Source organism: Pedobacter terrestris, assembly GCF_052343045.1.
Classification (GTDB): Bacteria; Bacteroidota; Bacteroidia; order Sphingobacteriales; family Sphingobacteriaceae; genus Pedobacter.
This window is the reverse complement of record NZ_CP180264.1, coordinates 3,765,800-3,778,916: the sequence shown is the minus strand read 5'-3', so window position 1 is coordinate 3,778,916 and position 13,117 is coordinate 3,765,800. Positions and strand designations below refer to the sequence as shown.

The 13,117-nt window shown below is 39.5% G+C and carries 8 protein-coding genes; all 8 read left to right on the top strand.

Translation table 11 applies throughout. The annotated features are described in order from the left end of the window. The first annotated feature begins 4 nt into the window (after positions 1-4). Entirely contained in the window at positions 5-3,343 is a 3,339-nt protein-coding gene (locus ACJVDH_RS16035; RefSeq protein WP_443944416.1) for a SusC/RagA family TonB-linked outer membrane protein, read from the top strand. A gap of 10 nt (positions 3,344-3,353) precedes the next feature. Further along, on the top strand, positions 3,354-5,111 hold the full coding sequence (locus ACJVDH_RS16030; protein ID WP_443944415.1) for a RagB/SusD family nutrient uptake outer membrane protein: 1,758 nt from the start codon (positions 3,354-3,356) through the stop codon (positions 5,109-5,111). A 117-nt stretch (positions 5,112-5,228) separates the two neighbouring features. Further along, on the top strand, positions 5,229-6,827 hold the full coding sequence (locus ACJVDH_RS16025) for a discoidin domain-containing protein (RefSeq protein WP_443944414.1): 1,599 nt from the start codon (positions 5,229-5,231) through the stop codon (positions 6,825-6,827). 190 nt (positions 6,828-7,017) lie between these two features. Next, positions 7,018-8,523: an alpha-L-fucosidase gene (locus ACJVDH_RS16020; protein WP_443944413.1), complete on the top strand. Its 1,506-nt coding sequence runs from the start codon at positions 7,018-7,020 to the stop codon at positions 8,521-8,523. Between the two features lie 37 nt (positions 8,524-8,560). Beyond that, a complete protein-coding gene (locus ACJVDH_RS16015) occupies positions 8,561-9,748 on the top strand; it encodes a glycoside hydrolase family 88 protein (protein WP_443944412.1) in 1,188 nt (395 codons plus the stop codon). A 22-nt stretch (positions 9,749-9,770) separates the two neighbouring features. Further along, positions 9,771-11,003 (top strand): DUF2264 domain-containing protein, encoded by a 1,233-nt coding sequence (locus ACJVDH_RS16010; RefSeq protein ID WP_443944411.1) that lies wholly within the window; start codon positions 9,771-9,773, stop codon positions 11,001-11,003. A 96-nt stretch (positions 11,004-11,099) separates the two neighbouring features. Beyond that, positions 11,100-11,939 (top strand): 5-dehydro-4-deoxy-D-glucuronate isomerase, encoded by an 840-nt coding sequence (gene kduI / locus ACJVDH_RS16005; protein WP_443944410.1) that lies wholly within the window; start codon positions 11,100-11,102, stop codon positions 11,937-11,939. An 18-nt stretch (positions 11,940-11,957) separates the two neighbouring features. Next, positions 11,958-13,082, top strand: a complete 1,125-nt coding sequence (locus ACJVDH_RS16000; protein WP_443944409.1) for a DUF4861 family protein — start codon at positions 11,958-11,960, stop codon at positions 13,080-13,082. Positions 13,083-13,117 lie beyond the last annotated feature (35 nt).

The window sequence follows — 13,117 nt, the reverse complement described above, 5'->3', positions numbered from 1 at the left end:
TAAAATGAACAAACTTTACAACAAAGCAAGATGTAAGAAAATATCCAACTCTGCTAGAAGTCATCTAGCAAAAATTCCAATTCTATTCTGCCTATTGATATTATCTTCGATAGGTGTGTTTGCACAGGGAATAAAAATTACCGGTACGGTAAAAGACAAAAATGGAGGTGTACTACCTGGAGTAAGTATTAAAGTAAAAATCGGCCAATCGGCTACACTATCCTCCGCTGAAGGGAAATTTACAATTCAAGTACCCGGTAATCAAAGTGTTTTGATATTTAGTTATATAGGCTATTCGACCAAAGAAGTGCCTGTAGGCAATGCCACTACTCTTAACGTCACGTTAATCGAAGATGATAATGACCTAGACGAGGTAGTTGTAGTTGGTTACGGTGTGCAGAAAAAGGTGAATGTGATTGGATCTGTAGCAACCATTTCAAGTAAATCAATAGAGGATAGGCCAGTCACCAATTTGTCTTCTTCTTTAGCAGGATTGGCATCTGGAGTGAATGTTAGACAGGGAAATGGAAGGCCAGGGCAAGATGGGGCAACAATTCGCGTACGGGGTACCGGAACCATCAATAATAACAATGCGCTTGTTGTTATTGATGGGATTATAGGAACAATGGATGCTGTAAATCCAAATGATGTAGAATCGGTTTCTATCTTAAAAGATGCGGCCGCCGCGTCAATTTATGGCTCTGCCGCTGCTAATGGGGTAATTTTGATCACAACAAGAAAAGGTGCGAATAAAACGCCGACTTTTAGTTATACCGGAATTGTTTCAATTACAAATCCCACTAATATCCCAGGTTATGTGAGCGATTTCATTCAATATGCCTCTCTGCGTAATGAAGCTGCAGCAAATGTTGGGCAGGCAGCAATTTATCCTCAACAAACTTTCAATGATTGGGCAGCTGCAAATGCAAATCCAAATGGACTTACACCGCAGGGTATTCCTAACTATGTTGCTTATCCAAACACGGATTGGGGGAAGGAAATCTTTTCGACAAATCTTTTGCAACAACATAATGTAGCCTTAAATGGAGGTTCGGAGGCTACGCAATATGCAGTTTCTGCAAACTATCTGAATAATCCCGGAACTATGAATAATTCTGGTTCTACACGTTATCAGTTAAGAATGAATCTACAAACCAAAGTAGCGAAGTTTATTACTGTAGGCACACAAACATTTCTCTCACTAAGAGAGAATGGAAAAGCGAATACCGATAATGCTTTCAATTATTTGAAACAAACATCTCCAAGCGTTTATCCATATTATGATGGACGTTATGGTTTCTCATCTGCCTCACAAGATGGAGCGTCAAATAGCTTGCTTACTTACCTTGATGGAACAGGTGGAAAAGATCAGGAAAATCGATTAAACTCCACACTTTTTTTAAAGTTGGATTTGATGAAAGGATTGAGTTTAGAAAGTAAAGTAAATTATCAAAATCGCTATAGAGAACAAACAACTTATACTATCCCTTTGGAACGATGGAATTTTGCAACAAATGTTTTATCGGCTCCCGCTGCCGTTCCTTCTACGTTGACAACAAGTTATGCATTTGATAAAGATTATATGTTAACTTTTGATAACGTACTTCGGTATGAAACCGTTATCGCAAAAGATCACACGATCGGTGCTATGGTGGGGTACAACCAATACTATTATAACTTTTACAACACCAGTGAAACCATGCTTGGGCTAATTGCTCCAGATGTAACTACATTTAATTCTGCAACTACGATGCAGTCGATAACAGGTGGTGAGTACGATTGGGCGATGCGTTCTTACTTTGGCCGTTTAAATTACGGATATAAAGGAAAATATCTGATAGAAGGTGTGTGGAGATATGACGGTTCCAGTCGTTTTGCTCCGGATACCCGTTGGGGATTTTTCCCTGCGGTTTCTGCAGGATGGCGAATTTCTGAAGAAAAATTTATGGAAGGAACACGCAGTTTCCTTGACGATTTGAAATTGAGATTATCATATGGCATCACAGGAAACAATAAAATGAGTACTGATGATTCTCAGAGAAACTATGATTATCTCGCAACGTACGGTACAAGCAGGTATTCATTTAATAACGCGTTAGCAAATGGATTGGCAGTAACTACCTTTGCAAATCCAGGTTTAGTTTGGGAAGAAAGTGCCTCTACGAATATTGGTTTGGACGGAAGTTTGTTTAAAGGAAAATTAAAGTTCGAATTGGATCTTTATCGTAGATATACTACCGATATTTTAACTCAGCCAACCATTCCACTTACTGCAGGCACGGCCTCTGCACCTACAGTAAATTCAATGGATGTGAATAATAAAGGGGTTGAATTGATGTTAAGCCATACCAATAAAATTGGCGATTTATCTTTAACAGTTTCTGCAAACGGCGCATATAATGTGAATAAAGTAGAAAACTTCAGAGGGACACTTTCACAAGGTTTTGTTACTGATGCAAATGGCAATAGGGTATTTACATCTAACTTAGGAATCGTTTCTTCAGGAACAAATGAAAGGGTAATCGAAGGTCATTCTTTAAATGAATTCTATTTATACAATGTGTATCGGGGAACCGGCACTTACAATAATCCGGATGGTTCTGTTAACATTAACGGAGGACCAGTAGACGGCATGATCAGAACCCCCGCAGATTTAGATTGGGTGAACCGAATGATTGCTGCTGGTTATCGTTTCGGTCCGGTTACCAGAAGTAATAACACAGATGGAACACCAAATAAAGCGGGTTTGTATTATGGCGATTTTATATATGCAGATAACAATGGCGATGGAACTTATGGGGGAAATTATGACCAAAGCTTTACCGGAAAATCATCGGTGCCAAAATTCACTTTTGGTCTTTCTTTAAACCTACAATATAAAAACTTCGATCTATCTATGATCTGGTCAGGAGCTGCTGGTATGTGGTATTACTATGCTACAGACGGCTTTAACTCTTCAGTGACCAGAACAGGTTTTTCAATCAGTAGCATGGTTGCAAATGATCATTACTATTATAATGATCGAAATCCAAATGATCCAGCTAACAACGTTAATGGAACTTTTCCACGTTTAAAGGTAGATAATGACAATCAAAATCGGGATGTTGCAAGTGATTTCTATTTATACAATGCATCATATGCCAAGTTAAAAAACCTTCAAATCGGCTATACATTTCCACACAGATTAAGCAAAAAATTAGCACTTAGTCGGTTAAGGGTTTACTTATTGGGGGAAAATCTGGTAACTATAACGAAATATCCCGGCATAGATCCTGAGTTAGGTGCAACGTTTGGTTATCCAACCATGCGCCAATATTCTTTAGGTCTTAATCTTACATTTTAAAAAGAGAACAATGAAAAAATTATATATTTTATGCCTGGTCCTGATCTTGGGCATGGGCTGCAAGAAAGATTTACTGAATACCACGCCATATTCCCAAATCTCTTCAGCAGATATGTGGACAACTGCTGATTTGACAGACTTAGGTTTAGCCGGCGTTTACTCGGCAATTCGGCTTGGTCAAAATACAAGCGATGCATCTGGCCGTGAACTGTACCAATATGATCGTTATTCATTTGGCGGACAAACGCGAAATACGGATGCATTTACCAGTGGAACCATAAATTCAACCAGTGGACTTTTTTCTAGTACTTGGCAGGAGTTATATGAAGGTGTACAACGTGCAAATGATGGAATTTTAAACATTCCTCTGAAATCTCCCATTTCAAATGAACTTAAGGGCAGGTATGTTGCCGAATGTCGTTTTTTAAGGGCATATTTTTATTTTCGACTCAATCAGGTGTTCAAGGGCGTACCCATCTATTTGGAACCCTATTTACCTGCAGAAGCAACAAGGCCACGTTCTACTGAACAACAAGTTTGGGATCAAATTGTAGCGGATTTAACAGTTGCAATCAACGAATCCAATCTTCCAAATTTTTATGCGGCCGGAAATGCAAACTATGGACACATTACAAAAGGAGCCGCTTACGCCCTCAGAGGAAAAGTATATATGTACCAGCGCCGTTGGGCAGAAGCAATCGCTGATTTTACAAGCGTTAGGGCAGCTGGATATTCTTTATTCAACAACTATAGAGAGCTTTTCCGAACGGCAAATGAGCAAAGTCCGGAGATGATCTTTTCAATCCAAAATATCGGTCAATCAGGCTTAGGATCTACAACACAATTTTTTTGCGGATCTAGGTCTGCTTTTGGATCCAATTGGAATACCTATCTGATATCGCCCAATTTGGTTGATCTTTATGAGAATATAGATGGATCCAAATTCAATTGGGATACTATTTTGCCGGGTTATTCTTCAATGAGTAATAATGAGAGAGAAGTTTTCTTTTTACGTGATAATCTGACTGCCGCTGAAATTTCCTCCGCAACGGCCAGAGGAGCAAGAATGAGTTTATATTTGCCTATTGGAAATGAAGCAAGAATTTTACGCGCCTATGCCAATAGGGATCCTAGGTTGGCATCCAGTGTAATTACACCTTATTCAACATTTGCCGGCACGTATGCTGGCGTAACCGCAACACTTACCAGCAGATGGCCATATCGTTTAGAAAGTGCGGTTAACGGCGATCTGCGTACTGATACGCCAGATCGTTTCTATTATTTACACCGCAAATTTGTATATGAAGGGATTTCTGAAATTGTGAACCGTGCGTACGGTCCGACCGATTTCCCTTTGATTCGCTTTGCAGATGTTTTGTTGATGTGGGCAGAAGCATTAAACGAACAAGGCCAAACCACCGAAGCTTTAGCCCGCTTAAACGAAGTTCGTTCCAGAGCGGGAATACCCGCCGTTCAAAACTCAAATGCATCTTTACCAACTTTTGTTGCCGACCAGGCAGGATTGAGAGAACGTATCCGCAACGAACGTCGTATAGAGTTTATAAACGAGGGAATAGATTATTTCGATGAACTAAGGTGGGGTACATGGAGAGAAAAAGTTTTCCCTGCTGGCGCAGGCCTTAAACAGGTATGGGGAACCAATGTCGTGACGTATACATATTTGGGTGATTATATCAACACTTGGCCAATCCCACAAACGGAGAGAGAAAGAAATCCAAATCTTACACAAAACCCAGGTTGGAATTAATTTTTTTTCCCATCAAAAGACCATTTGATTAAGAATGGTCTTTTGATGGTTCGTTGCATGATGGTGTTTTCGTTTAACAGAATAAAATAGCCTTTTAATAATCAGTAATTAAGCCCTATGAAAATCAAACATCTACTTAAGTTTTTTGCGCTTGCGGTAATCGCATTTTCTGCCTGTAAAAAGACAGAAGAATCCAATCAGTCGCTTACGCTGAGCAATACATTGGCTGCAACTGGAGATTCTTTGTATAGCAGTGATCTTCCACGAAATTTAAACCTGGTTTATTTCGTGCCGAATGATTTGGATACTTTGGCGGGTTATGAAAAACGTTTAAGCGAGTTGATGCTTTGGACCCAGGAATTTTTCAGAAGTGAAATGAACCGAAATGGATATGGGAATAAAACTTTCGGTCTTTTAAAAAATACGCTGATGAACCGTGTTAAAATCATCACCATCAGAGGAGCACTACCCAAATCAAGTTATCCATATACTGGTGGAAGTGGTGCCGTACAATCTGAAGTGGACGCCTATTTCAATGCGCACCCTACCGACCGTACAAGTGATCATTATTTGGTTATCCTACCTAGGTACAGCTTTACGTCAAACGGAACACCAAGCGGAGGTCCTTTTTATGGCACAGGGAAATGGTGTTATGCTTTGGATTATGAGGGATTGAATATCGTGAACTTGGGAAAAACTGACACTGAAGGTAACCGTTTCAGTACGTGGTTTGGCGGAATGGTACATGAGCTTGGTCATGGATTGAACCTACCACACAACAGGCAAAAGGTATCCGAAAATAACACGCTGGGTATGGCCTTGATGTGGGCTGGAAATGGAACATTAGGGAAATCCCCAACGTTTTTGACCGCTGCCGACTGTGCGATACTAAACGTCAATCAGATTTTTAATAACAATACCAATACTTACTACGGATCTGTAACCTCCAGCATCACGAAAATTTATCCGAGTTACTCTGCGTCTAAGAACGCAATAGTAGTTTCCGGTCGTTTTACCAGCACGCTACCGATAAATAGTGTAATTTATTATAATGACCCCAATGTTAACAATGAAGGAACAGGGACGAATAAAGACTATAATGCAATTACATGGGAATCGAAAGTGATTGGCACAGATAGTTTTTATGTTGAAATGCCCGTTACCGATTTTGTTTACCGTGATGCAAGTCCATATGAAATGAAGGTGAAGTTGGTTGCACAGAACGGGACGGTTAAAGAAACCATTTATAACTACAATTGGGTAAATGAATTGCCTGTCTTTACTTTTGGTACGAAAAATGAAATTAGTAAAACAGGTTGGAGCATTGCAGCATATAGTTCACAGCAAACTACAGCACCTGCAACAGCCATCATCGATAATAACACAGGAACCGGTTGGCACAGTCAGTATTCTGTAAGTCCGATCGCAACATACCCACATTATGTGACTATTGATTTGGGTTCGGCAAAAACAGTTGACGGATTTACGATTCAAAATGGTGCATCAAGACCCATTAAAGACGCAGATGTGCTCTATAGTTCTGACGGAGTTAATTTTACAACTCAAGCGAGTTATGTGGTACAAAAAGCCTCTTCCAAACAAAATTTTACTTTTCCATCTGCAATTACCTTCAGGTATTTTAAAATCGTTCCTCAGAGTAGTTGGGACGGACAACCTTATGCGCAGATCGCGGAAATTGGATTTTTTAACAATTAATAGAATTCTGTTGTATGTAGAAAATAGGAAAATCTTTGCATCATGAGAACCAAATTTGGTGATTAGGATCGTTTGTTGTTGGTTAAGGAGCGCCATTTGGTCGTGGCGCTCCCTTTTGCTGATGGCAATATTGACCAGCTCTCTACTCAAAACAGATCGCATTTGCGGTTTCACATATTTTTAGTCCAATATGATAAAAATCATCTTTATTTTATTTTTAGCTATCTCTACTTCTGGTGTATTTGCTCAGCAATCCAGCTTTGTAAAAATTAATCCCCAAGACAGTGAAGATACCATTTTGACGAAAGCTGCCAATGTCGTACCCTCCGAACGGCAGCTCCGGTGGCAGAAACTTGAGCTAACTACTTTTTTCCACTTCGGAATTAATACATTTACAAATAGGGAGTGGGGAGATGGAAAAGAGGATATCCATCAGTTTAATCCAAAACACCTCGATGCTGAACAATGGGTCAGATCTGTAAGAGATGCTGGTTTTAAACAGGTTATCCTGACGGCGAAACACCACGATGGATTTTGTTTATGGCCTAGCAAGTATACCGAGCACAGCATAAAGAATACACCATACAAATTGGGTAAAGGAGATGTTGTTTGCGAAGTTGCCGAAGCCTGCAGAAAATTAAAAGTAGGTTTTGGAATATATTTATCACCTTGGGATAGGCACGAGCCAACTTATGGAACCGATGACTACAATGATTATTTTGTCAATCAACTCACCGAATTACTTACTCAGTATGGTCAGGTTGATGAAGTTTGGTTTGACGGAGCAAATGGAGAAGGTCCGAATGGTAAAAAACAAGTGTATGATTTTGACAGATGGTATACTTTAATTCGAAAGCTGCAACCAAAAGCCGTGATTGCCGTTCAGGGACCAGATGTACGCTGGGTGGGAACAGAAACTGGTGTAGGTAGGGAAACCGAATGGAGTGTATTGCCAATTGGAGAACAAAGCCAGGAGAAAATAGCAGCTTCATCTCAACAGGATGTAAATGTAGTTCCTAAAGTATTAGGAAGTTACAAAGATCAGGATAGAGGAAGCCGTTCAAAATTAAAAGGTGCCGGAGGCCTGGTCTGGTATCCAGCCGAAACTGACGTGAGTATTCGCCCCGGATGGTTTTATCATGCTTCAGAAGACGTTAAAGTAAAAACCGCCGAGCAGCTACTCGACATCTATTTTACCTCGGTAGGTAGAAACGGCGTGTTGCTCTTAAATATACCTCCCGATACAAATGGTAGAATTTCGAAAGCCGATGTACAGAGTTTGAAGGGATTCGCTAAAAAAATGAAAGAAACTTTTAAACACAATGTGGTTAAGCAAGCAAAATTAAATTCAGATCGGGCAACAAACTTGGATGCTGTTTTGGATGGTAATGTTGAAACACAGTTGGAAACGCCTTCCACAGATACCACACTCACAATCAATTTTGATTGGGAAAAACCTCAGATATTCAATGTAATAGCAATGCAGGAAAACATCGCTCATGGACAAAGAGTAGAAAAATTTGCAGCCGAATATTTAGACGGTCAGGAATGGAAGAAATTTGCGTCCGGCACAACTATTGGCTTTAAAAGAATTATACGGTTCGACAGCGTCACTGCCCAAAAAGTCCGGTTGAGAATAACGTCTTCTCGAAAAAATCCATTATTATCTGAATTCGGCCTATATTTCTTGAAATAAAAAAAACACAGTAAATACATCCACAATAATAAATAATATGATAAAAAAAGTTAAACTGTTTATTGCATTACTATCGTTTAATACGGTTGCATTTTCACAGGTCCCTATGCAAAAAACCATGGACAAACTTATCGAAGATGAGTTCAGCTTTGCAAAAAAACAGTATGTATATTTGGCTAAAAATATTCCTGAAGGGAAAACACCACAAAGCTTTGAAAAAGGTAAATCCATAAACATGGATATTAAATGGTGGTGTAGTGGTTTTTATTCAGGTAGCCTTTGGTATATTTTTGAACAAACCAAAGACGAAAGTATTAAAAAAGAGGCGGAGAAGGCTCTTCAGATACTTAAACCCAATCAAACCTATACGGGTAATCATGATCTTGGTTTTATGATGTTTTGTAGCTTTGGGAATGCTTACCGAATCTCTGGAAATCCGGAGTATAAAAAGATCATCGATAATTCTGCCAAAGCTTTAGCTACACGGTATCGTCCAAAAATGAAAGCAATTCAATCTTGGGAAAAGAACAAGTATTGGACCGCACCGGTGATCATTGACAATATGATGAATTTGGAAATGTTGAATTGGGTTAGCGATAACGGAGGAAGTTCTGATTTTAAAAAAATATCCATAGAACATGCGAATACGACATTAAAAAATCATTTCAGACCTGATTTTAGTTCTTTCCATGTTGTTGATTACGATCCTGAGAGTGGAAACGTATTGCGTAAAGCAACATGGCAAGGTGCAGCCAATTGTTCTGCATGGTCAAGAGGACAGGGCTGGGCTCTATACGGCTACACGATGATGTATCGTTTTACGAAAAATGAAACCTACTTGAAACAAGCTCAGGGAATTGCACATTTTATTTTAAATCATCCTAATCTACCCGCGGATAAAATTCCATACTGGGATTTTGACGCCCCTTTGATTCCTTATGCTAAAAGAGATGCTTCTGCGGGTGCTTTAATTGCTTCGGCTCTTCTGGAGCTTGGACAATATGTAGACGCTAAGGAAAAATCGGAATTTAAACATGCATCGGAAACAATGCTTCGGTCGTTGTCGAGTGAACAGTATCGGGCTAAAGTAGGCACAAATGGAGGCTTTTTACTGCTGCATAGTACCGGTGCTTTTCCATTAGATATTGAAATTGATGTTCCATTGATTTATGCAGATTACTATTATCTCGAAGCGCTTTCACGTTATAAAAAATGGTATTTGTAAACCACTAAATCTTTCTTCAAAAATGAAAATTTTTAAAAAAGCAATCCTGATTTCCGGGCTCATCTTAACATTTCTTGGCAGCAAGGCTCAGGAAAAAAAAACAAGCGGACAAGAAGACAGGGCATTCTGGTCTAAAACACTTTACAGGATTTCTTACCCTGTTATTCACAACCTGGCCAATAGCACATTAAGGAAAAATATGCCTAAAGAAGTTGGCCCCTCTTATTATCTGCCTGTCGAAAAAGTGACGTATCTCGAAGCACTTGGGCGTACAATTGCAGGTGTGGCACCTTGGTTGGCTTTGCCCGATGACAATACTGACGAAGGTAAAATGAGAAAAACTTTACGTATAGAATTGCTTAAAGGTCTTGCCAATTCTGTTGATCCCGCCAATCCGGATTATATGAATTATACATCGGAACAGCAACCAATTGTAGATGCTGCATATGTAGCCCATGCATTTCTACGCGCGCCAAAAGCACTTTGGGAACCACTGGATGAAACAACTAAAAAAAGATTTATACAGGAGTTTAAAAACTTACGTACCAGAAATGGAGCTTACAACAATTGGCTGCTGTTTTCAGGATTAACAGAAGGATTTTTGCTCAGTATTGGCGAACAATATGATCCCGCACGGATTCAGTTTTCTATAAATAAAATGAAAGAATGGTATGCTGGCGATAGCTGGTACAGCGATGGAGAAAAATTCAGTATGGATTATTATAATTCTTACGTGATTCACCCTATGCTGGTTGATCTTTTAGGGGTCATGGTTTTTCATAAAAAGGCCAAACAGGAAGAGTATGATCTGGCGTTAAAACGCATGGTACGTTTCTCCGAATATTTGGAACGGGTAATTTCTCCGGAAGGCACTTATCCGGCATATGGCCGCTCAATAACTTACAGAACTGCTGCTTTCCAGGCATTGGCCCAAACTGCTTTAATGGAAAAACTGCCAGAATATGTATTGCCCGCGCAGGTTCGCTGCGGATTAACGAAAGTAATGCATAACCTGTATGATGGCAATCAGAACTTCGACGAAAAAGGCTGGTTGGTTCTGGGATTTAATGGACATCAGCCAACAGTTGCAGATCAATACACTTCTACAGGAAGTTTGTATATGGCCACACTTGGTTTTCTCACATTGGGATTACCTGCAAATCATAAATTCTGGACGGATGCACCAGCACCGTGGACAGGATTAAAAGCCTGGACAGGGCAACCCCTAAAAAAGGACTATAAAGTTGAGTATTAATTGAAATAATCGGTTAGGGATAAATATATTTGTCGGAATGAACACTCTTCAATCTTATTGGGGATAGTTCTTAAAAACTCTAACTCAAATTTAAGCATGAACAAATTCGAAAGCCGTTACGCTCAAAGTCCCAAAGAAGTTAAACTCATGGATACCGCTTCGCTCCGTGAAAATTTCTTAATTGAAACCCTTTTTGAAGCCAATCAGGTAAATCTTACCTTATCTCATTTTGATCGCTATATTGTTGGTGGCGCAATGCCTGTTGATCAGAAAATAGCACTTCCTAATCCCAGCGATTTAAGAGCAGAATATTTTTTGGAACGCCGAGAGATTGGTTTTATCAATGTTGGAGGAAAAGCAAAAATCTACACTGCTGATGGAGATTTCGATTTAGATTTTAAAGAAGCTTTATACCTGGGGAAAGAAACAAAAGATGTTTATTTTGAATCTGTTGATGCAGCTAATCCTGCCAAGTTATACATCAACTCTGCACCTGCGCACCATAAATATCCCAACAAAAAAACAAATAAAGATGAAGCAGATGTGGTTACACTCGGAAGCCCTGAAACCGCAAATCATCGAACCATCAATAAATTGCTGATCAATACGGTAGTTCAGACTTGCCAGTTGCAAATGGGAATGACAGAACTAAAATCTGGGAGTGTGTGGAATACAATGCCTGCTCATGTACACGATAGAAGAATGGAAGCATATTTCTATTTTGAGGTGCCAGAAGGTCAAAGCGTTTGCCATTTTATGGGCCAGCCGCAAGAAACCAGGCACATCTGGATGCAAAATGAGCAAGCGGTTATTTCGCCCAACTGGTCTATACATTCTGGAGCAGGAACCAGCAATTATACTTTTATTTGGGGAATGGCAGGTGAAAATCTGGATTATGACGATATGGATCGTTGTGCCATTACAGACCTGAAATAGTTAAATAAAAAATCTACTATGAAAATACTGAAACTGATTCTCCCTTTCGTACTTAGTACTGTTGCGGTATTCGCCCAACAGAAAACCATCAGCATCAGCAATGCATCAACTTTAGACAGAAAACAGGCGGTAGTTAGTATTCCATGGAGCAGTATCGTTAAAGTTTACCCGGAAATAGATACATTAAATTTTAAAATCGTAGATCGGAACAGCCGTAACGAGATTCCATTTCAGATAGAGCATAGAGGTAAAGCAGATATCCAAAACCTTTTAATACAAGTTTCTGTGCCCGCTAAAAAAACTGTTCAGCTGAATATCGAAGCCGGAAAACCATTGCCTGTTACCGTTAAAACTTTCGCAAGATATGTTCCGGAACGCAAAGATGATTTCGCCTGGGAAAACGACAAAATTGCTTTCAGGATGTATGGCAAAGCCTTAGAAAAAACCTCTGAAGATGCCTATGGAATTGATGTTTGGGTAAAAAATACACCAAAAATGGTGGTTGATGAGCGCTATAGAAAAAATGATTACCACAAAGACCACGGCGATGGACTGGATTATTATAGTGTTGGCTTTACTTTAGGCGCAGGCAGTATGGCGCCTTTTGTTAAAGATAGCGTACGCTATTCCGGCAATTACCGTTCTTCAAAAGTGCTTGATAACGGGCCTTTACGCTCAACTTTTCAGCTTACTTATGATTCATGGAATGCTGCAGGTATAAAGGTAAAAGTGGTTAAAACAATATCAATAGATGCCGGATCTCAGTTAAATAGAATTGAAAATTTGTATACCTTTTCTACAACTGGTAATTTGCCGGTGGCTATTGGTTTAGCTACACGTAATGAAGCCGATAAGAAATTGCTTTTAGATAAAAATGGCTTATTGGGTTACTGGGAACCTATACACGGAAACGATGGAATTACCGGTGTTGGTGTTGTAGATCTTAAACCATTACAAGCAGCATACAATGCTCCAAAACAAGCACTTGGAATAACAGAAGTACAAAATAACGTTCCATATGTGTATTATGCAGGCGCCGTGTGGAATAATGCAGGTAAAATTACCGATGCGGACGCTTGGTTTGCCTATTTGAAAAACTTTAAACAGGCGTTAAAATTTCCATTAAAAGTTTTAGTAAAATAATAATCATCATGTTCTGAATCGCTTGCGGTGCAGAA

Excerpts from the sequence above, each read along its gene's own strand:
- ACJVDH_RS16035 (WP_443944416.1), top strand. The coding sequence starts at position 5 with ATGAACAAACTTTACAACAAAGCAAGATGTAAGAAAATATCCAACTCT.
- ACJVDH_RS16030 (WP_443944415.1), top strand. The coding sequence starts at position 3,354 with ATGAAAAAATTATATATTTTATGCCTGGTCCTGATCTTGGGCATGGGC.
- ACJVDH_RS16025 (WP_443944414.1), top strand. The coding sequence starts at position 5,229 with ATGAAAATCAAACATCTACTTAAGTTTTTTGCGCTTGCGGTAATCGCA.
- ACJVDH_RS16020 (WP_443944413.1), top strand. The coding sequence starts at position 7,018 with ATGATAAAAATCATCTTTATTTTATTTTTAGCTATCTCTACTTCTGGT.
- ACJVDH_RS16015 (WP_443944412.1), top strand. The coding sequence starts at position 8,561 with ATGATAAAAAAAGTTAAACTGTTTATTGCATTACTATCGTTTAATACG.
- ACJVDH_RS16010 (WP_443944411.1), top strand. The coding sequence starts at position 9,771 with ATGAAAATTTTTAAAAAAGCAATCCTGATTTCCGGGCTCATCTTAACA.
- kduI (WP_443944410.1), top strand. The coding sequence starts at position 11,100 with ATGAACAAATTCGAAAGCCGTTACGCTCAAAGTCCCAAAGAAGTTAAA.
- ACJVDH_RS16000 (WP_443944409.1), top strand. The coding sequence starts at position 11,958 with ATGAAAATACTGAAACTGATTCTCCCTTTCGTACTTAGTACTGTTGCG.